Source organism: Candidatus Pantoea bituminis (genome assembly GCF_018842675.1).
Taxonomy (GTDB): domain Bacteria; phylum Pseudomonadota; class Gammaproteobacteria; order Enterobacterales; family Enterobacteriaceae; genus Pantoea; species Pantoea phytostimulans.
Genome location: NZ_JAGTWO010000001.1, coordinates 241,669 through 261,293 on the forward strand (window position 1 = coordinate 241,669; position 19,625 = coordinate 261,293).

At 47.1% G+C, this 19,625-nt stretch carries 12 protein-coding genes and 6 pseudogenes; 6 read left to right on the plus strand and 12 right to left on the minus strand.

The genetic code is table 11. The annotated features are described in order from the left end of the window. Positions 1 to 110 precede the first annotated feature (110 nt). Together KQP84_RS01290 and KQP84_RS24930 are read right to left on the minus strand one after the other, a co-directional pair. Positions 111 to 1,042 (minus strand): annotated as a pseudogene (locus tag KQP84_RS01290) (fatty acid desaturase family protein). 1,704 nt (positions 1,043 to 2,746) lie between these two features. After that, positions 2,747 to 3,961, minus strand: a pseudogene (locus KQP84_RS24930) (DNA cytosine methyltransferase); the annotation flags it as partial. Positions 3,962 to 4,511: 550 nt separating this feature from the next. Here KQP84_RS24930 and KQP84_RS26055 point away from each other — a divergent pair. Beyond that, positions 4,512 to 4,898: pseudogene (locus tag KQP84_RS26055) on the plus strand (CbrC family protein); the annotation flags it as partial. A 192-nt stretch (positions 4,899 to 5,090) separates the two neighbouring features. On the opposite strand, the gene KQP84_RS01320 reads toward KQP84_RS26055, so the two are convergent. From KQP84_RS01320 to KQP84_RS26060, 7 genes and pseudogenes are all read right to left on the minus strand, one after another. Beyond that, the gene (locus KQP84_RS01320; RefSeq protein WP_215844903.1) at positions 5,091 to 7,289 is read right to left on the minus strand and encodes a DEAD/DEAH box helicase; all 2,199 of its coding nucleotides are present in this window, start codon (positions 7,287 to 7,289) and stop codon (positions 5,091 to 5,093) included. Then, positions 7,286 to 8,600 (minus strand): annotated as a pseudogene (locus tag KQP84_RS01325) (ATP-binding protein). Before KQP84_RS01325 ends, KQP84_RS01320 begins: the two are co-directional and overlap by 4 nt. Next, positions 8,601 to 10,914 (minus strand): annotated as a pseudogene (locus KQP84_RS01330) (tellurite resistance TerB family protein). It abuts the pseudogene before it with no gap. Positions 10,915 to 11,574: 660 nt separating this feature from the next. Then, the gene (locus tag KQP84_RS01335; RefSeq protein WP_071668522.1) at positions 11,575 to 11,874 is read right to left on the minus strand and encodes an XRE family transcriptional regulator; all 300 of its coding nucleotides are present in this window, start codon (positions 11,872 to 11,874) and stop codon (positions 11,575 to 11,577) included. After that, entirely contained in the window at positions 11,871 to 12,230 is a 360-nt protein-coding gene (locus KQP84_RS01340) for a type II toxin-antitoxin system RelE/ParE family toxin (RefSeq protein ID WP_215844904.1), read from the minus strand. Before KQP84_RS01340 ends, KQP84_RS01335 begins: the two co-directional genes overlap by 4 nt. 482 nt (positions 12,231 to 12,712) lie before the next feature. After that, positions 12,713 to 12,988 (minus strand): WYL domain-containing protein, encoded by a 276-nt coding sequence (locus KQP84_RS26380; protein ID WP_444505533.1) that lies wholly within the window; start codon positions 12,986 to 12,988, stop codon positions 12,713 to 12,715. A gap of 127 nt (positions 12,989 to 13,115) precedes the next feature. Further along, positions 13,116 to 13,325: a helix-turn-helix transcriptional regulator gene (locus tag KQP84_RS26060; RefSeq protein WP_215844905.1), complete on the minus strand. Its 210-nt coding sequence runs from the start codon at positions 13,323 to 13,325 to the stop codon at positions 13,116 to 13,118. On the opposite strand from KQP84_RS26060, the gene KQP84_RS01350 reads away from it, so the two are divergent. The 3 genes from KQP84_RS01350 (at position 13,299) to KQP84_RS01360 (ending at position 16,174) form a co-directional block, all read left to right on the plus strand. Next, positions 13,299 to 13,832: a VOC family protein gene (locus tag KQP84_RS01350; RefSeq protein WP_252515097.1), complete on the plus strand. Its 534-nt coding sequence runs from the start codon at positions 13,299 to 13,301 to the stop codon at positions 13,830 to 13,832. The genes KQP84_RS26060 and KQP84_RS01350 overlap by 27 nt on opposite strands. Before the next feature lie 810 nt (positions 13,833 to 14,642). Further along, complete coding sequence (locus KQP84_RS01355; RefSeq protein WP_215844984.1) at positions 14,643 to 14,828, plus strand: con-10 family general stress protein; 186 nt, start codon at positions 14,643 to 14,645, stop codon at positions 14,826 to 14,828. Between the two features lie 794 nt (positions 14,829 to 15,622). Next, positions 15,623 to 16,174 (plus strand): diguanylate cyclase, encoded by a 552-nt coding sequence (locus KQP84_RS01360; RefSeq protein ID WP_215844907.1) that lies wholly within the window; start codon positions 15,623 to 15,625, stop codon positions 16,172 to 16,174. 668 nt (positions 16,175 to 16,842) lie between these two features. On the opposite strand, the gene KQP84_RS01365 is transcribed toward KQP84_RS01360, so the two are convergent. After that, on the minus strand, positions 16,843 to 17,124 hold the full coding sequence (locus tag KQP84_RS01365) for a chromate resistance protein ChrB domain-containing protein (protein ID WP_215844908.1): 282 nt from the start codon (positions 17,122 to 17,124) through the stop codon (positions 16,843 to 16,845). Positions 17,125 to 17,398: 274 nt separating this feature from the next. On the opposite strand from KQP84_RS01365, the pseudogene KQP84_RS01370 reads away from it, so the two are divergent. Together KQP84_RS01370 and KQP84_RS01375 are read left to right on the plus strand one after the other, a co-directional pair. Beyond that, positions 17,399 to 17,575: pseudogene (locus tag KQP84_RS01370) on the plus strand (metal-sensing transcriptional repressor); the annotation flags it as partial. Between the two features lie 34 nt (positions 17,576 to 17,609). Beyond that, positions 17,610 to 17,960 (plus strand): DUF3147 family protein, encoded by a 351-nt coding sequence (locus tag KQP84_RS01375; protein ID WP_215844909.1) that lies wholly within the window; start codon positions 17,610 to 17,612, stop codon positions 17,958 to 17,960. A gap of 532 nt (positions 17,961 to 18,492) precedes the next feature. Here KQP84_RS01375 and KQP84_RS01380 read toward each other — a convergent pair. After that, positions 18,493 to 18,975 carry a cold-shock protein gene (locus tag KQP84_RS01380; RefSeq protein ID WP_215844910.1) on the minus strand — a complete coding sequence of 161 codons (483 nt, stop codon included), beginning with the start codon at positions 18,973 to 18,975 and terminating at the stop codon, positions 18,493 to 18,495. Between the two features lie 299 nt (positions 18,976 to 19,274). Next, positions 19,275 to 19,520 (minus strand): YmjA family protein, encoded by a 246-nt coding sequence (locus tag KQP84_RS01385; RefSeq protein ID WP_215844911.1) that lies wholly within the window; start codon positions 19,518 to 19,520, stop codon positions 19,275 to 19,277. Positions 19,521 to 19,625 lie beyond the last annotated feature (105 nt).

A 19,625-nucleotide genomic window follows, 5' to 3' on the forward strand; every position in this document is an offset into this window, starting at 1 on the left:
TTCGATCTGATTCTGAGAATTCAAGATGTCGTCTCGTCGCTAATAATTGATCAGCTAAACCTCGACTAAGAAATTTATCCTGAAGCGATCTGGCCTCTTTTGTATAAAAGCTATGCACCATTATTCTTTTTCCCCAGTATTGACCTGAATACTTGCCGGTAGAATTCGCGATAGGTTGGTGAATAATTTTCATATCTACCACTGATTTTTGCATGTAAATCATGTAGGCGATCAATTGGGAGACCAGGCATCATATGATGTTCAACATGGAAGTTATTCCCATTTGTGAACCAGGTCATAAAGGCGTTGCTCTTAATACTGCGAGTGTTTGAAAATTGATGAGTACTTTCAGTATTACATTGGAAGTGCTCAGGCATTTCAATCAAAGCATGAATGGGCGATGCCACAACTACAAACGGAACCAGCCAGAGCAGAATGATTATTTCCAAGTTAAATAAATATGATAATGCTGACAGGACGGCAATGAAAGCCAGCATGACTAAGTAGTCTCGGCGAATCTGTCTTGACACCTTAGGCGTCGTGTCTTCAAAATCTTTAAAGGTTATAGTTTTAAAAGCTTTTTTAACAAAGCTAAAGTATTGTGGAATCATGAAAAATCGAGATAATAAAGAAAGTATTGTATTGAAATTAAGTGTTCCATATTGATCGCCATAATCAAAATACTCTTTGTTTTGGGGGTCCCTAAATATTTGTGATGATTTAAATGACTGTATTTATAATCAGCATAAGATACCAGCATTGGTAAACCTAGAATAATTCCTATTATTTCGTTGCCTCTTCGATTCTTGATTCCCTGAGCGTGTAGTACTTGATGCTGTAATTCGACACCATGAGCGAACATAGCACCTAATAAAAATACTCCTATACATTTTGTCCACACGGCTTCGTTAAGTGTGAGTAGTACACCCAAAAGAATTACGGCAAGGTATATACTAAATTTCAGCATGAACGTAACGTCACTCGCTCGACTGGGTAAACTCATAAGAGTAATCTTTTCATTAATACTCTCGACGTTATCCATAATTATCTCCTTGTTTTTCGTTTACAATTATATGAATGCAAATATCAATTATCTTATATTCATAAATTTTTAAAATTAAATCGTTGTTTAGGCTAAAGCTAGTAAAAGGCTTGGGTAATACATAGCTCATTCTCACCTCACTTTGTGGTGATTAAGATTGATTTAGATATTTCCTCTAAATCACTGCATCCCTTAGCGTTCTTGTGCTATCCGGGCAGATTCGGCCCACCTCAGACTTGGTGAAAATTTAAGCTCAAGTTATCAATAAAACTTGTCATAAACCGAACCAACTTGGAGATTTATGCAAATTAAATAGTTATTAATTCATATCCGTGTTGAATTGAATGATAAACACATAAGATTACCATCCAAAAACCACCAATAAGCCTATGATATTAAATATTTAAATTCATATTGCGAGATTTATAACTAATACAAATAGGATTTGCGATATATGCGTTCAATATATTAATTATATTTGCGACAAGATCCTGCCATAGATACAGGCATATATTCCAAGGATGAGGTTTTTTAAAGAATATTATTCTTTGTGAATTCGTTATTTTAAGGATAATTTTTTGGCGTTCAATCGAACACAGTATAATCGATCGATTTGAGGATAATGCCTCACTCACTTACTGCTAATGATTCCCATTACCAAGTGTAAGGCTTACATGTGCTTTCGCTCATAATTTAACCACTCAAACGTCATTTATTATTTGACATTTAAAAAACACTTTACCTCAGCACTTGACCGCGCTAATTTTTTTCTTTGGTCAAAAAACAAGGTTAAGTGATTATAAGCAATCTCTGCTAAAAGCTTTCATTTTGAAAGTAAATCTAATGGTTTTTCTACTGTCAGGTTATGCCTATCCGGGCATTTTTTACTCCATCAGCAAGAGGGATTGAGTGATTAACAGAGCCGTTCAACTTATTAATGCCACTATGATGCCCTCAACCTACACCTGCATTCACACAAGTGCAGTTGGACATCGGTAAGTTTATCCATCGTCGGTAGCAAGCAGGGGCTGTTGGGAATTGGTAGTGAACAATCAAGGGCCGCTATTGTTACGTGTGTAGTAACTTTTGACTTAAACGCTCGGGTAAAGAGCCTGCCAGCCAGCTGTTATAATTAAGAGTTATGAAAGTTCTTCGAACCAGCAGATTCATTTACGGAGTTGATGAAGTGTTTGCAAATGTCTTGTGGTAGCTCGTCATTAATTGAATCGAGATGTGACGCTAATGTGTGTATTGACCTCCCTCCTCGGGGAGGGATTGTAGAAGAGCATCAAATGTAGTTATAAAGTACTTATAATCACCGCCTTCTAGGCTGTGTCATCGAATGCCTTTATTACTGTCCTTATTCATCGCATACTCGGTTTCTAGGGCTCTGTAAGGTTGCTGGTTCTCTGAATTTGCTCAGATGCCGTGGATACCCCCTCACTAAGTTTTCCACTTACATCGAGTTAAGCTTTAGCTGCAGGGCTTCGTAGTCCCCGTATCTGACGAATACACCATTTTCGGCCTCTACAAAGCTAACTGTCGCATCGGGCACTCAACACTTCGTTGTGTAACGCTTAACTTCACTCATCCCGCAATTCCTTGGTTTTAAATCGAGGGCAGGCCAGCGCTTTAATCAGCGTGGCCCTTATTTGCTTAATATTACGATGAGAGAATATTGCAGAACCGAATTCAGGCTAGGTATTAGGCCGCAGAGTGGCGGGTTTTACCTTCTACACATTGTTCCGGAAGATTCGCTCTCGTCAGAGCTTCTGAAAATTGTGGCGGAACGGCATTACCACAACGGGCAACCTGCTTGTCCTTGGCATAGACATTGCCAAGATAATCGCGGTCGATAACATACCATTCATGGAATCCCTGTGCGGCATACAGCTCTGGTGGCTGAAGCATACGCATACCGATATCAACAATCCGATAGCTTTCAGCCGCCATATCAACAAATGCACTCATACCATGACTTTGAAGAAACTCACTGACCAGATCGGCCCGTTCATGGTCTTAGTCATCAACAGCAAGGTGTGTTCTCAGCTCACCAAGGTGCGTACCGCTCGCGGTAATGGTGTGGAGTGGCGAGTCGGTTGGCTGCTCGATATTGGTCCCGCGAAAATTGATAACGCTGCTCGTGACCAGCGCCTGCTGGTTGCCCGTGGTTAAGGTAGGTGCCGGAGCATCAGCTGCCCCACCAGAGTGGCCGCTGGTATTCACCATCAGGTTGGCAGGAACGAGAGCGTGATGATCGGCAACCGTAACGGTGTGCATCGGCTCATCCATGGATACGCTGGGGCAAGAGTAGTTCCCGCCAAAATGTTTAGCCAGGAACGTCGACACGAGGGCATGCTTTCCACCGCCTGCTACAACTGTGCCAAGAGGCTTGAAAATACCCGGTACTCGTGGGGCCTGCCCGGGACGTTCACCATATCCGACCTGAATCAGCGTTGGGCTGACAAGGGCACTCTAACTACTTCCACAAGCGGTGATCGTGCCTGCAGGTCCATCAATGCTATGACCAATGCTCTGTCCAAACTGACGGGCAATGTACGGTGCCAGCTGCGCTTCAACGATACCCAGCGCATGACCATTCCCACCCGGACGTTCTGATGATCCCGCAGTAACCGTCGGCATAGGTTCAGTCACTTCCTGCCCCGTCGCTCCGGTTCTGAACTTCGTTAAATGCGGAGTAACCAGGGCATAACCGTGCTTTTTCGTGATGGTCTGCAGCGGCTCATTCAGGGACTGCCCTCTGAAACAGTTATATGAGCCCTTGCTAGTGGTGTGATTACATTTCACGATGAAAGGCGTCGGATTCGCCACTACAAAGCGCTGGATGACACCTGCGATGCATGTAAGCGTGTTTTGAGCCAAGGGCTTCTTACGCTCAAAAATCCAGATACATGCAATAGTCCCTTAGATGCATTATGTTGTGATCCTGCTGCAAATTCCTAAATTCTTCTGAAGAGATTGAAATGGTAAAAAATATCGCACACCATTATGATTTCCGGGATCGGGAGAAAAATCGCAAAAAAGGTCTAATTCTTCTCACAGATGGGTATTTGCATTCACTTGACTACCCGTTTGCATTTTACTTGACCATCGCCAACAAAAAATCGCCACTGATGTTGAGGGGTAGACATGGCATTACGTGACCGGCAGCTGTGTGCCAATTGCGGAAGTAGCTAACAACAGTTTGTGTGGAGCAACAGGGAGCATGTCAGAGGCGAAATTTGAAGATATTTTGGTTTTTGTAGATCATAATCTTTAATTTATGTTATTTTTTTGGCAATGATTAATAATCATTATTGGTAATATAAGAATTGTGTACGCCTACATTTAAATATATGAACGAAAATTACTTAACGATAGTATTTACTGAGGAATTTTTTACTTGTGACGGTTGTAGGGAAGTTAAGGAGTTAAAATATATTGACCCCAATATTCCTCGGGTGCTAATGATGCCATACTATGTGCTCAATGTATTCAAAATGGTAAGGCTGTTGAATCTGGCTTAGTCGGTTTTTTTAATGAAATAGATCCTGAATGTATTAATGATAATGTATCTAATGAGATTTGTTACCGCACACCAGGGTTCTTTACTTGGCAAGACCTGGAGTGGGGAACGCATTGTAATGATGCATGTGAATTTCATAGGGATGCTTCTGCTCAAGATATAATTGATGCAGATGAGAGTACAATCCACATTTGGATGGCGAGATATGACCAGAGCCGGAAAGACTGGGAGAGCTTTATGAGTGGGTATGTACCCGGAGGTGATCAGGGTGTTTATAAGTTCATCTGCAAACATTGTAACGCTATCGTTATTAACTGGGATTTCTCATAGCACCTATGAAAGAAACAGTTAGTTGAATCACTACAACTTCAGTAGTGATCTTTTGAGTTTGAGGAAAAATGCCAATTTCCGCAGATCGCTCACAGCGGACCTCACCCATTAAGCAGGTCTGCTCAGTGCCAGAAGCGGAAGTAGGTAAAACAGCCTGTATGGATCAAAAGGGAAGAGGTCACTAAAAACTGATTAATGAAGATTTTCCTGGAGCCAGTGGCGAGTGCCTTCAATATCATACGCCTTTGCTCCGAATCCGCTTGCAAGCAGCGACTCTGGAAGAAACTCATCATATTTATCCAGATACTTCTCCGGAACGTCTGCGGCGAGTTCAGCCTCGGTGGGCAGTCCCGAGTGAAGAAGTTGTTTAAGCGCGTGTCTGACAGAAGCTACACTTGTGTCTTCAGTCTCAATAACACCTGCAAATGAGCTGACTTTAAAGCCAGAGCGCACCAGCAATGCAGTAATTGTATTGACGACTTTGTCCCCCATCCAGGGGAGCACGTAACAGCGCGGTCCCTGAGAGATAAAGTGAGCATAGTGAAGTTGATAACGCCAGAAGTAGTCGACACCTTCAGCAAAGAGCGATCTTGCGGCGGCATCGGCATAGTCTACCCTCTGGTCACCAATCGCTATGCGGTAATCCCCTTCTCTGTAGATCGCACGCATTTCCTGACGAACAACGTCATGTACAGACATACCCCCACCGCTGAACATCGGTGGCAGCCCACCTTTTGTTGATTCGACATAGATAACTATTTTCTCCACGTCAATTTCAGTGACCTTCCAGCGAAGCCCACCAAATATGATGTGCTGCCCTGGCATAAGCGGTGAGTCCACGGGTATTGTGCCCAGAGTCCGGCTGCCTGTGACAATGCGAAACTCTTCGGGTGTATTGAATACGGCATAAAACGTGTAATGGTTTGTGAGTTTCTCGCCATCTGCTCCGATAACGACCTCACCGCTCGCCAGCTGCGTGAGCAGCCCACATGCTCCCATATGTTTAAGAAGTATTTTGAAACTGGATAAGTCGATATTACGGAACGGGCCTTTCTGACAGAGTTGTAACCAGAGCTGATCCGCTCGAACGCCACCCCACTGCGCAGTGATAGCGAGGATCTGGTGCAGGAGCGTGGAGTAATGCTTCTGAGCGGTATCCGCCGGTTCGAACCATTGTTGCGAGATAGTGAGTCTGATCATTGCCATCGACTGAACCAGCTGCAGCCTCAGATGATCTACAATACCACTTGTCGCGGTGAGTTCGCGTTCTGTGATAAGCATTCGCAGTACCGACGGGGTCCCACGCCGCCCTGAACGCCCCATGCGCTGACGCAGGCTTGAGACAGAGTGAGGTGGAGTAACCTGTATAACCGACTGCACCTTGCCGATATCGATACCTAACTCCAGCGTCATGGTACAGATCGCTGTAGTGGGCAAATCTCCCCGCTGTAATCGTTTTTCCAGCGTCTCGCGAAGTTCTCTGGCAAGAGAGCCGTGATGGGGAAAGAATTCATTAGGAACGACCCTTTCCTCACACATGTCGCTTAGCGTTGCAGCGATACTTTCAGTGCGCTTTCGGCTGTTTGCAAAGACCAGATGAGAATCACCACGGCAAAGCCTGAATATGTCCGCGCATACGCGCTCTTCAGCAGGCGCCTTTAGCTCGTCACTCTTAATGTTAATCGGTTCCAGATATCCTTTGACCTGCACTTGAAGCATGCCCGAACTGTTATTGTCTGTGATCGTGATACATTCCAGCTGCCTGTCCGGGCGCAGCTGTTCAGGCACTTTCTCCAGCTCTCCAAGTGTGGCGCTTAAGGCTACCCGGGGAACCGGATTATCGTGGCGTCCGAGCACATGTTCAATTCTGTTCAGCAGAGACAGAAGCTGCATGCCGCGCTCTGTGCCAATAAACGCGTGAAATTCGTCAATGACCACGTAAGCAACGGATGAAAATGCCTGTTTAAGCCAGCCCGATGAGTTAATGAGTAAAGACTCAAGTGACTCAGGCGTAATAAGAAGAATGCCGGAAGGATTGGCCCGGGCTTTCTGTTTTTTACGCTGTGGAACATCACCGTGCCAGGGAGTTACGTGCATATCCAGTGCCTCGCCCAGACTTTCCAGACGGCGATACTGGTCGTTGATCAGCGCTTTAAGTGGGCTGATATAGACGATGCCAAACCCACCGATAATATTGGCCGTTGCTGAGCAGGCTGGCAGGAAAAACGCCTCTGTTTTACCCGCTGCTGTACCAGCACTGATCAGCACGTCTCGGTCTCCGGCTAAGACGGCAGGAATAGCTTTTTCCTGCAGGGGTCTTAAAGCCGGCCAGCCCTGCCTGTATACCCATTTCTGAACACGGGGATCGAGACTGTCATACGCACTACTCATAATTTGAAGCTTGCCAGACCATCATTATCTTCTTCGTTTTCAGTATCGGCGTCATCCATGTCGCTTGGTCTGTCATCCTCGATAGCAACGCCTGAGAGTAACGACTGCCAGTTCATCGAACTGTTTGGCTCCAGTACGGCCAGCATATCGAGAAACCCTTTAATAGTATTGCGCGGGGTCCGGAAGTAGGCATCCCCGATAGTGTTACTGCAGTGATGAAGAAAGCCGGTGAGAGCATCGTCCGAAACAAGATATTTATCCGTATCCCCACCAGCGTATACGTGACGAAGGTTTTTCAGCAGTATAAAAAGTTCTTCTGGCGTCAGACTTGCGAGATGCAATGCCGGCGAGGAGTAATCGATGACGCCCGAACGCTGAGCAAAGCGGTTTTCGGCCAGACGGGATTGCAGCGCCTCATAACTGTAAAGGCCTTTGCGCGGGTCAAAGAGGAATTCGGGCGTACCGCCTAGGATAAACCCAAGATTTTCAGCAGAGCCCTGCAGACAGTCATTCAGGATACGCAGTATTTGCTCATAATTTGCCGTTCTCGCCTGCGTGTTGTTCAGCTTGTAGAGGTTCACCATCTCATCCAGACTGACCAGAAGTCCGGCATAGCCCGCCTGACGGACAAAGAGGCTCATCAACTTAAGCGCATCATAGAATGAGGCGTCTGAAATAATCGTGCGGACGTCCAGATCGTTTCGGGCATCTGTTTTCGTCGTGTATTCACCCCGCAGCCAGCGAATGGCATTGGATTTCAGCACCTCATTATCCTGTTCATGCCCGCGCCAGAAAGCTTCAATAACTTTTGCAAAATCATATCCACCAACCATCTCGGTCAAAGCTTCTAGGCGTTTGTGGATCACCGCAGAAACGGCAGAGCCGTCAGCATCTGCCTCTTTTCTCGCCTCCGTTACGAAGCGCTCCACGACGCTCAGAAGCGCATTACCATCCGGCTTATTCCGGGTGGACATATTTTTCATCAGCTCAGAGTAAAGATTACGCGCCTGTCCTCCCGATGAATGGATACGTCTGTCAGGGAGAGGTCGGCGCTGACTGTGACCAGTTTTTTCTCCAGTGCTATGGAGCGCACAACACTCAGAAAAAGGTCTTTCCCGAACCATGTTCGCCGATGATTAATCTGAAACTCGCGCCACCGTCGGCTACCCTCTCAATATCCTGATGGAGCGCCGTTATTTCATTCATGCGTCCAACCTGGATATGCTGGATGCCGATTCTTGGCGTCACACCTGACTTCAGTGACTGAATAATGGCATCACGCTCTTTGGCTCTTATACGTGCTCCTGACATTTAGACTTCCTCTAATTCTTCGGCGATTTCCTGGTCTACCCATATATCATCTTCTGCATCGTCCAGCACTGGCGCATCGACCATTGTAAACGACCAGTCATTAATAACTTCAAGCGCTCCGCCCAGCATCAGCCCAAACTGTCCACACAGTTCGGTGGCTTCCTTGCGGGGCCACTGTTCTTTTTTCTGAGCTTTTTGTAAAGCTGACTGTGTGCGTGGTCCAGGCTGTCCGTCTGTGGCTGTTGATCGGTTGCGCCCTCGTGCAGCTCAGTTTCGTCTTCTGTAAAAATCGTGCTGAGCAATTTGCGCACGTCATCCGTAGCCGATTCATGCCGGGCCAGCACATTGGCATCAAGTGTAAACTCCTGCAGAGCCGGAGTTTTATGTACGAAGGCCTGTGTCTGGGGTTGGCCCGTCGCAGAATGCTGATGGATAATGCCGGAGAGCGTGGAGGGGTCGAGCCCCAGACCTGAATAAATTTTTTCCAGCTGTCTGATTTCGGCAGCCTCGATGCGGCCATCCGAGCAGGCTACGCTCACGATAAACTGGCCGACGGCTGCCTTTTCAGCAGAATTCAGTAACGCCAGCCTGTTTTTCATTCCCGTCATGTTGGTCGGCGTGTGAAGCTGCCAGGTCAGATATGCATGCAGGGAGCGCTTTTCATCTTCGTTAAAAAGTGCATTGTGATCGATAGCGTTTTCCAGCACAGCCCGTTCTGACTGCTCAATGCTGTTATCGATCATGGCCACGATCGCACCCAGCCGTAGCATCATGACGGCTAAGGTGAATGCCGAGGTCGGTGAGAAGCGGTGTTCGTCTCCTGCAGCAAATAACACCAGCACACCGCCGACTTGAGCCTTCACGTGGTGATAAAACGGATCAGGCACCATGCGGTATCCCATTTTCGCGGCGAATGCCTGCATCAGGTCGGCCTCTTTTTTATTTAATTTCGTCGGGATACTCGCACCCATGTGCTCCCAGAAATCAGCAACCGAGGTCAAGCCTTCTTTACCCGCAATAACGTCATCAGCCCAGGTCCTGAATGCATTGAATACGTCGCCTGCGCTTTCCTTAATGATGTCTACTGGAAGTAACATAATCGCGGCAGTATCGTTTTCAGACGTATCTTTCCTGCCCAGGTAACGGCTGTAAGCATCCAACTCCTCTGTACACACTTCTGCCAGTGTCACAATTTTCTGGACGGGACCTTTCAGGGAGCTGGGATCAGGAAGATCGGTAACCGGGAGCCGAACACCACGCAGGCTCGGACTTGCGGGCGCGTAATCAAGCCGCAGCCGTGTTTTGTTCGGCTTAACCACCATCCCATCCCCGTATTTGAGGGTGTATCGCCGCTTGAAAAGCATCGCAAACTCCCTCGCACAACGACGGGCCGGGGTACGCATCGCGTATTCCGCATGATGTGTCACCCACGTCAGCGCCTGATCGGCAGACACGGGTATTCCTGCATCCACCGCCTTTGCAAGTGAGAGCTTAAACATCATGCCATTGCTCAATCCAGCCTGGGTGCCAGAAGCGGCGGAGAGTTTAATCTCCGGTCGCAAGATGGTCATGGCCTCCAGCAGCTGATATGAGTAGTGGCGGAATGAGCGGTTATCAAAAAATACCGATCTTAACCGTTCAACCTCTGAAAACAGCGAGCGGAACTCAGCGTCAGAGATATTTTCATCTCTGCTGTCCACAAGGGCCCTCCTCTCCAGGCCATAGAGGTATATAAAAACATAACCGACAGGACATGACGCATCACATCGGTCACTTGCCAGCCAGCTGAGATATGCGCCGCGAGACTCAGGGGAAAGGGAACTATATTCAGGCCAGTAACTCAGTGAACTGTCTTCGTAATGATAGGAAACTCGCTGAGTCTTAAGAGTGGCGTCTATCAGTGAGGCTTCACTGCCATCGTTATAATTTCCGCTGAGGCTTTGCCCCGGCGGCTTCATACGCTGTCCGAAATACAGGAAACCGCCAGCTATGACGACCCCTCCTGCAGAGATCTCATTACCCGGTTGTATCCACTGAGCCAGAGCACCGGTGTTTTTTGATGCAGCCTGTCGTGGGGTGGCTGATATCCGGTACTCGACAGACCGTCCAGTAGTCAGCGTAAAAGTCGCAAGTGCATCATCTTCACTGTCGTCGTTTACCACATTATTCCCGTTGTTCTTGTTATCATTTTTCCACACTCTTGAGGGCGTTTTTTCCGCTTTGTAAGAATATGAATTACCTGATTTGTTTTTTTCTTTTTGAAAAACAATAAATAAATCAGATAAATTGCCGCTATGAATATCCATAATTCCATGAGCAATGACCTTTGCAATATTCGAGTTAGAACTGAAGACGCAAGTAGATTAATCTTAAAATGATACTTCTATATCTACAGGGTTAACACTAATTTCTTAAACAAGTTAACTTATTGATATATATAAATAAACATCAATAAATATAAGCGAAGCCAGTAGGACTTACTGTAGCTAAGCTGGGCGTAACATCCGCATGGGTGAATCAATATCATGCCGGAATTCTGTTTCTGAAATTGAGAGGGATTTTGAGGCAGGATAACTGTGCGGAGATAAAAACTGCGAACTTCTGATGTTCGCTCATAGCGGACTGTAAGCAAGCTGCAGAGTTTAACTTGGCCGCTTTTGCCATCAGACCCAGCCGGAATCCCCGGCGCCTCATCTGACGTTTGACGGAGCTTAATAACTCTGGCAGTTAGTGCAGTAAGGTTGATGACCCGACCCTATCGGGGAGTCAGAGGGGGCCATTCGGATGTTGATGCTTTTGACCACCACAGGAAGGTAACCGGAGGAGCAGCTGCCGCACAGCAGTAGTAAGTGAAGAAAGCAGACCGTGAGACAGCGCTTTGGAGAGAGGAAGTGCTGGCGAAATAACCGGTACGTCAGCCGCAGCTTTTCCGGGGAAAAGCCGTATCGCCGGGCGACCCTACTTACCGGTGCAGTTAGAGTGTGAAATCGACGTGCTCGCCACCGGGCATATTGACACCGATAGTTAGCTGGCCGCCGAGCGCTTCAACGTATCGTTTGAGCGTCGCGATTTTCAGATCCTCGCCGCGTCCTTCAATAGCCGCAACGGAAGGTTGTGCTATCCCCATAGCTTCTGCCTGCTGCTTCTGCGTTTTAGCCAGCGCCTCGCGAAGTTTATACAGCTGAGAATCAAGCCGCATTTCTGCGACTTTATCATTTACCTGAGTCAGTTCTTCGGGCGTCAAATCAGCCATCAGATCATCCAGCGTTTTCATTTTCCACTCCGTTTGAGTTGGTCCAGGTGTCGGTGATACTCGCTTTCAGCCGTTTTAATCATAGTTTTGTAGAAACGCTTTTCGTCAGCGCCTTCTTTGTTACCCGCGCATAGGATGATGGCTTTGCGCAGCGGGTCGAAAACAAAGAATCCTCTTACAGGTCGGCCATTGCTTTGAACTCTGAGTTCTTTCATGTTTGGGGTCTTTGAGCCGTACAGCGTATCGACATGCGGCCGTCCGAGATGAGAGCCTTCCTGCTTCAAAAGATTCAGTGCGGCAATCACATCCAGCCGCATTGCTTTGTCCTGCTCTTTCAGCCATTCAGCGAACAAATCCGTGGTTTCAATAATCCACACAGGCTCACCTTTATAAATTACAATCTATATAGCATATATATTACAGTCTATATTTTCAACGCTATTCGTTATCAGTTTGGCAGGTAATGCCTGACTTTATCGCTGTAGGGATCTGTTACTGTTCTGAACAGATCAGAGCCGCCTTACTACCCAGTCCAGCTGGCGTGAAAACCTCATGCGTCATTGCCGGTCTTGCCCTCAGCAGCCGAATCTTTTTGTGGCCACTGAACGCGTATTCGAACCGTCTATTTTGAGGGAGCTTCCGACAAACTGATTATATCCATGTGAGGTTAACGTCTGCTCTTCGCTCTCGTTAACTGGCCGCCGAGCGCTTCAACATATCGTTTGAGTGTTGCAGCCATTACTCTCTTTCAATTGAAGTTTTAACAACATGGTTAACTTTATTTCTGTGCTGCAAATGCGCTGCTTCACGCCATTCTTCCCATTGTGCTCTGAGCAATTTTCTACCTGAACCTATCGGCTCATCCAGTAAAACAATCTTTACCAGTCTGTCGGCACGAAAATGTCGGAAACCCCTTTTTTTCGCACCAGGCAATGAGAAGACAATGAGTCAGGTCATATTCAAGGACAATGGGCCAAACGATTCTGCCGGAGAATTCGCCATCGGCGGAACGGTACTCAATTAGCAGTTTTTTACCGCAGCGTATTGCGGCTCTGAATAACCGCATATCGGTTTTATAGCTGCCTGATTCTTCAGGTTTAATAGCGTCCGCCGATTGATTTAAAAATCCCAGCATTTTTCAGGTAACACGGATGATATTTTCGACAAAACATCTTTTGCGTTGTTCGCGAGTGTGGCATCCGGCAGGTGTTGCACCAGTTCAACGCCAAGAAATACCGCCTCAAGTTCCTCGTCGCTGAATATCAAGGGTGGCATATCGTAATATGCGCTGAGTTTGTAACCAGTACAGGCCTCCCCTCAACAGGAACACGTTGTCCTGCCAGGTCAGCAATATCCCGATAAATTGTTCGCTTAGATACCTCAAGTTCCTCCGCAAGCCTTGCTGCGGTTACCGGAAAATTTGACCGTCTGAGTATCTGGATGATTTGGAAAAGTCGATCTGCACGTGGCATTTTTTTGTACCTGTTGCCACCACGCTGTCAGCAGGCTTGAACGATGATACTCCAGCAAGCTGCGCTTCTCGCAGCAAAGAGGAAAGTACCATGAAGTTAGTATCAATGCGCCTTATTGTACAAGACATCAAAAAAGCTGTTGAATTTTATGAGCTGGTTACAGGTTATCAGGCTGAATGGCTTGCCCATGTCTCTGCTGAAATCATCACCCCAGGACCAGTACCAGTACCAGTACCAGTACTAGCCATAGGGATCGTAGAAACGGTCGTTTTCTTCAAAGAAAATTGTGCACAGCCGGCTTCCAATCAGTCAGCTATTCTCGAATTTATGGTGGATGATATTGATAAGGAATTTTTCAGATTAAAAGAATTTGGCATTGAGTTTTTCCATAAACCGAAAAAAATGCCTTGGGGAAACAGGGCAATGCAGATCCGCGATCCTGAAGGTACATTGATTTCATTTTTCACACCGGTAACTGATACGGCAATTAATCGCTTTAAACGGTAACGGGCATGTCCATAAAAGTTAAATGACGGGATGATAATACTTTTCATTTTTGTCACTTTGACCTGCGATCATTTGGAATGAAATCCAAATGTATCAGCAATGGCTTTATTATTACCGAAAAGCTATTGCTGTTTAAAATAGCGACATCTCCGCTATTCGCTCTTATAAGCCGGACATCATCACATCTCCTTAATAACTGGAGATTGCTTATGACTACATTGCTCCCTTATTATCGGCCAAAAACGCCCGCTACAGATATTTCCTGTCTGGGCAATTCGTATCCGGCTCGGGCTGAAAGAGAAAAAACGCAATATTCCTGTTTCTGGCAAAGACAATTTTGGGGTCTGATGTCCGCTTTTCGCTCATAACAGACAAGGGGCATCCAGTTCCCGTGAGTATTGTGCCAGAAGCGGATGCGTGTGCTTTCAGCAAACGCAAACGGTAAGCCGATGCATTTCTCGGTTAAATAAAACGCCTGACTGGGGTTGTCACAGGCATCCCTGAGGCCAAAACAGCAGCCGGCTAACTTGCATGAGAGCCCATTTATTTTTTAGGCTTTAAATCTGGCAAAATACCGGATTACTTAATAATAACTAACCTAAACTCCTCATGTTCCCGCCATTACGGCGGGATTTTTTTGGCGAATTGCCTTTCATGGCAGTGCTCCGCTGTTAGATCACCGGTTGTGTGGGTGCGGTATCTTTTGCTGCCAGTGGCTTCGATTATAATATTTATCTGTTTAAATCTAACTTCTCAGATAAAAACGCTACGCTCAATGATGTGATGACTCACATTTTCCCGGGAGGGGCTATGGCAGAAAACCGTGGTGGGGCAGGAAACTTTGCGGAGAACCCGGAACGGGCCGCTGAGGCGGGCAGAAAAGGCGGGCAGGCCAGTGGGGGAAACTTTAAAAACAGCCCTGAGCGTGCCAGTGAGGCCGGACGAAAAGGCGGTCTGATCAGCCGGAAGGGGCGCCCGGCGGGGTCTGCTTCCTGAGCTGCATTTTTCATAAACCAGTAAAAAGCCCGCCTCCGGCGGGTTTTTTACTCATGAAAACTGTGCCCTCGCCTCATCCGAAACTGAGAACTACACTTAATTTGGTGTCAGAACGCTGACCATTTTACCTTTTTCCAACATCATTTGAGGCCAGCCGGCGCAGTCGGGCTGAGCACCTGGTAAAGCCGGGGCGCCGTAGGGGGCCATCAGCGTGTTAAAGCATTTGACCTTTGCTGACAGACACCCGGGGGACACAGCTGCAGCACAGCAGGAATACCAGCAGCAGAAAGCAAAGAAAGGAAACCGTGTGACTACGTCCCGGAGAGGGAAAGCGAAAGCATTAGCTTCTGTCCCTTTCTGAACGGCGTAGGAAAACGCGGTAACCGGAAGAAAACTGCGTTGAGATTCTTGTCTCTTGCCTGAGGCCTGAAACCGTAGTTCATCCTCCCTTGCCAGTTTGCGTACATGCTGTGTGATTTTCTTTTTAGGTGGGTGAGTCAGTTAATTACATTAAGCTTTAGTTAAACAAAGCTATTTATTTCAGTTGCGCATGCAAGTGTATGAGTGAGAATTAAAAATCAACATTCAGACAGGCTTCGATATAAAGAGGATGAAATGTCTGATAGCCTCGCAGAAGCAAAACTGAGAATGACGCGGTTGCATCTTGTCAAAAGCCAGGCCAAAGTACAGCGCTTTCTGTTTATTTATGAAGAAACGGTAAATAACGTGTTCCAGAATTGTTGGGTATAGCCAGCAATGGTTATGCTTTACCTTCGATATGCAGGGAAAATGTGATGTATCATTCCGATCCACAGATGCTGCTGCTGCTTTATTTCGTTTTGCCTGTATGGCTTATTGCCGGATTTGCCGACTGGCTTTGCCACAGGGCAACGGATATAGAAACGACTACTGGACTCAAAGAAACTTACATTCATATCTTGATGTTTTTAGAGATGGGCTTGCCTTTACTTTCAGCCCTCTTTCTGGACGTTAACGCGTTGGTTATTGCGTTCATGATTGTGTTGTTCTTTTGTCATGAGGCCACCGCCTTATGGGATGTCAGCTATGCAGTGACCGCAAGGCGAGTTTCCCCGGTTGAGCAACACGTTCACAGTTTCCTTGAAATGGTCCCCCTTATGGCCCTACTGCTGGTCATCTCACGTCACTGGCCGCAGTTTCTGGCGTTATTTGGTTTCGGGGAAGAACCTGCCCGGTTTGAACTGAAACAGAGAGCAGACCCTTTGCCGACCGGTTATATTGTCGCCGTCCTTACGGGGATTTTTCTCCTGGAAGTGCTGCCTTATCTTGAGGAATACTGGCGTGGAAGAAAAGCCAGGAAAGGCTGATAAGGGGCAGGTTAAACAGGAGAGCAAAATACCTTTATGGGCGATTCAGGGTTTCCTCTTTTACAGACTGTAATTTATTACGCCGATTTCATGTTGTTGACAGGCGCAATTCAGCAATGGCCATACGAATATCACACCGGTGAAAAGCCGAACAGATGCACCGCAAGCCCCATCATTGCTGCAGCAGCAATGACATGAGTGACTTTCCACTTATAGCGGAAAAGCGCCACGGCGGAAGCAACAGCAATAACAGCTGCCCAGACATCAATGCCGCCTTCTGCGCCTGCGGGCCAGATGATGTGCCAGATATAACATATCGCCAGGTTAAGAAATAACGCTCGTCCTGCGCCATGAGCCCGTTTTCGCCGTAGAGTTTTCCGGTGCTATGCGCCTACCAATGAATCCGGTTACGACTGCAAAAATAACAATTGGCGGGAACGATACGTTGACGGCAAAGACGGCGATAATTGCCGCCGCCGCGATGGCCCTGTGTGCATCATTTTTTTAGTGCGGGGGAGTCGATGCAGTGTGCAGCATGAACAGCAGGTATGCCAGCACAGCGCCCCACGTTTTACGCATCTGCCAGCCAATACAGGTTGTCAGTTGCTAAGCCTGCGGGCCAGGCAACACCATACTGAAATTCAGCGCATGCAGAAAACGCCGTTCGACTATCCTGCGCCGGTTTTCGGCTTCTTCTGCCTCGGCTGAATGCCGTCCACACCGAGATAGTGCATCAGTTGCCCGAGGGCATTCAGTGCCTCCTGCTCAAGGCCGAAGCGGGTGACGAATACTTCAAATGTCACCCGCATGTCTATGTGAATGAAAAGCACGCCGTCAAAATCAAACTCAATGGCATCGGGAAGACAGGCATTTGCATTTTCAAGCCAGAAAAACCAGGCTTCGTCATCAATGAATCGCTGGATAAGCCAGGCGTTTGCGTATCTCTGCACTTCGCTGGAGAAAAATCAGCCTGCTAAATTCGCTGCGCAGTTTTCTGAGCGGCTTAAGCTGGATGGCTGCGGTATCGCTGGTCAGTCCGTTTCTGCAGGCCATCAGGTTTTGCAGAAACGCGCCGTACTGTTTGAGCGGTCAAACAGCGAACGACGCGCATCTTCTTCTGTAGAATCTGCTGCAAACTTGTAGGCTGAGCCACCTTCGTCGCGTATCTTCCTCCCTGTCTGAACGAAAGTCTCATACCCGCTTTAACGTGAGGAATCAGGCACAGGATGCCTGAAGGTGATGCAGCAGGTAATTGCTGTCCGGGAAGCAATCAACAGGCTAATGAGTGAGTTGTCAGAAGACCCTATTAGGGGGAACCTGATGGGTGAATCCGTCACGCCGGAAGATCGAGAAAACGACCTTGAAGACATCGTGGCGGTTATCCGCGCCTATATGAAATAACCGATAAGCCGGATTACCGCAGAAAGGAGAACAAATGCTCTGGATCATAATAAAATACGCCATTACCGCCGGTATGGTGGTTCTGATTTCTGAAGTGGCAAAACGCAGCGACAGGCTTGGAGGGATGCTGGCCGCCCTGCCTCTGGTTACGGTCCTGGTGCTGGTGTGGATGAAGCTTGAGGGGCAGACGCAGGAAAAGATTGCCAACCACGCCTGGTATACGTTCTGGTACGTAGTGCCGACGCTGCCGATGTTTATCGCCTTTCCATTTTTGTATCAGCGTTTTGGTTTCTGGCTCACCCTGACGATATGCTGCGTAATGACGATTCTGCTGTTTGCGGTCTGGGCCGTCATATTGCGTCGCTTTGGCATTGAGCTGATGTAAAGTTACTCGTCTCCTTTCCTGCCAGACCCTTCACATTTTCAGCAATGACTGCGTCAGCATTAATCCCGCAGTCTGTTGAGCTGATTTCATCATGCGTGCGACGCGCCCTTACAGGAAGACATTTCAGGCTAACGTTTGAGGTGTAGACATTTCCAACTCAAGGGCGGTTGCTGACGTTAAGCGGTGCTCTAACCAAAACCATTAATAGAATGATGTAACTAAAATGGCAAAACTAACACTTACCGTATCGATAAAATCTTCATTATTCTGCAACCCACCAGCAGGTGTTCCGCATTGATGGCAGGAAAACGTATTACAAGCAAACTATGCGCAAGCAGTACGCAATCCATTGTTGAGTAAACAACATCACTCAGCCTGATAAAAGCATTAGCCCTGCTTTTACAGGATAAGGTCTGGTTGCTGGCGTAATGGTGTCAATGAGCCGTAGATCATGTGCAAAGCTGAGTAAGCAAGGCCGAAATCCTGCTTATTAATGGCGCAGGATTTCGGCCTGAAGTTAGCCCAAAGCATTTCAGACCTTGAGCATTTTCACTGTGGTATCCACGTCAATCTCATCTTCCGAGAAAATGAGTGTCGTTCCCTGAAAAGTGGTGATCGCCAGTTTTTTCAGTGAGCGCATTTCACCCGCTTTAGCAGATGTTTTCGGCCTGATACTGCCCATCAGTAAACCCACAGACAGTACCGCATTTTCTTTATCAATGCGGGTATCAGCAGGGACTTCTTCGCTGTAAACCAGGTAAGATTTGATTGATGTGAGCTTGATGCGCTCGCCAGCGATATAGATGTATTTGCTTTCCGGTGCGACTTTCACAGCATAAGCTGACAAGCCTTTGTTATTTGTGGTGGGTTCAAAAGTCACCGACGCATCTTTCTTAATCAACTCCGGGTTAGCGACCTTAATCACATGAAAATAACGGTTATCACCGTTTTCATCTTTGATAAATCCAAAACCTTTATCTTGAAACCAGGTTGTGATCGTTCCGTTCATCGCCATTACCGCCTACTTATTCGTTTATCTACTCAATTTTTTCAGCGCGCAGTGTAAAACACAATGCGTGCTCAGACTATGTCTTCAGTTTAAGTCTGGACGATAAATTTCTGCTATGCGAGTAGACAGTCAGAAGAAGGCATAAGCGACGCCAACTGAAACGCTGAAGAGGCGACAAGAGAGAAGTGAAGGGACCTTAAGGCTGCGCGTTCGGCGCAGCTGGAAACCATTTAGACGTACGCCGGAACGGGTAAGCGGACACAACCCACTCACTTTGTACCCTTCTCAAACGACGCTAATAAGCGCTACTCATTGCCCCATTGATTCAGGAACGTAGCGATATCATCAATACGCATCTCGTCGATACCCGCTTCAACGGCTATCTCTTTCTGGGTATCTTCACTGATCTCTTCGTTATTCATTAAGCGGGTGATCAGCTGCTGAAAATAGCGCGCCAGTGCATCGCGTTCTGAATCGCTTACCGGCTTTGCGGCTTCCGTAGAATACTCATCTACGATGTCATAGTATTTTAATGGTACTTCATTGTTCATAAGTCATTCCCAGAGTGAGTACGTATGGCAATTGCTGCCTGCATCCTATGGCCTGAATAATAACATTATGATTTTGTTTTTTCTGCTCGCCATGCATAACTCAGC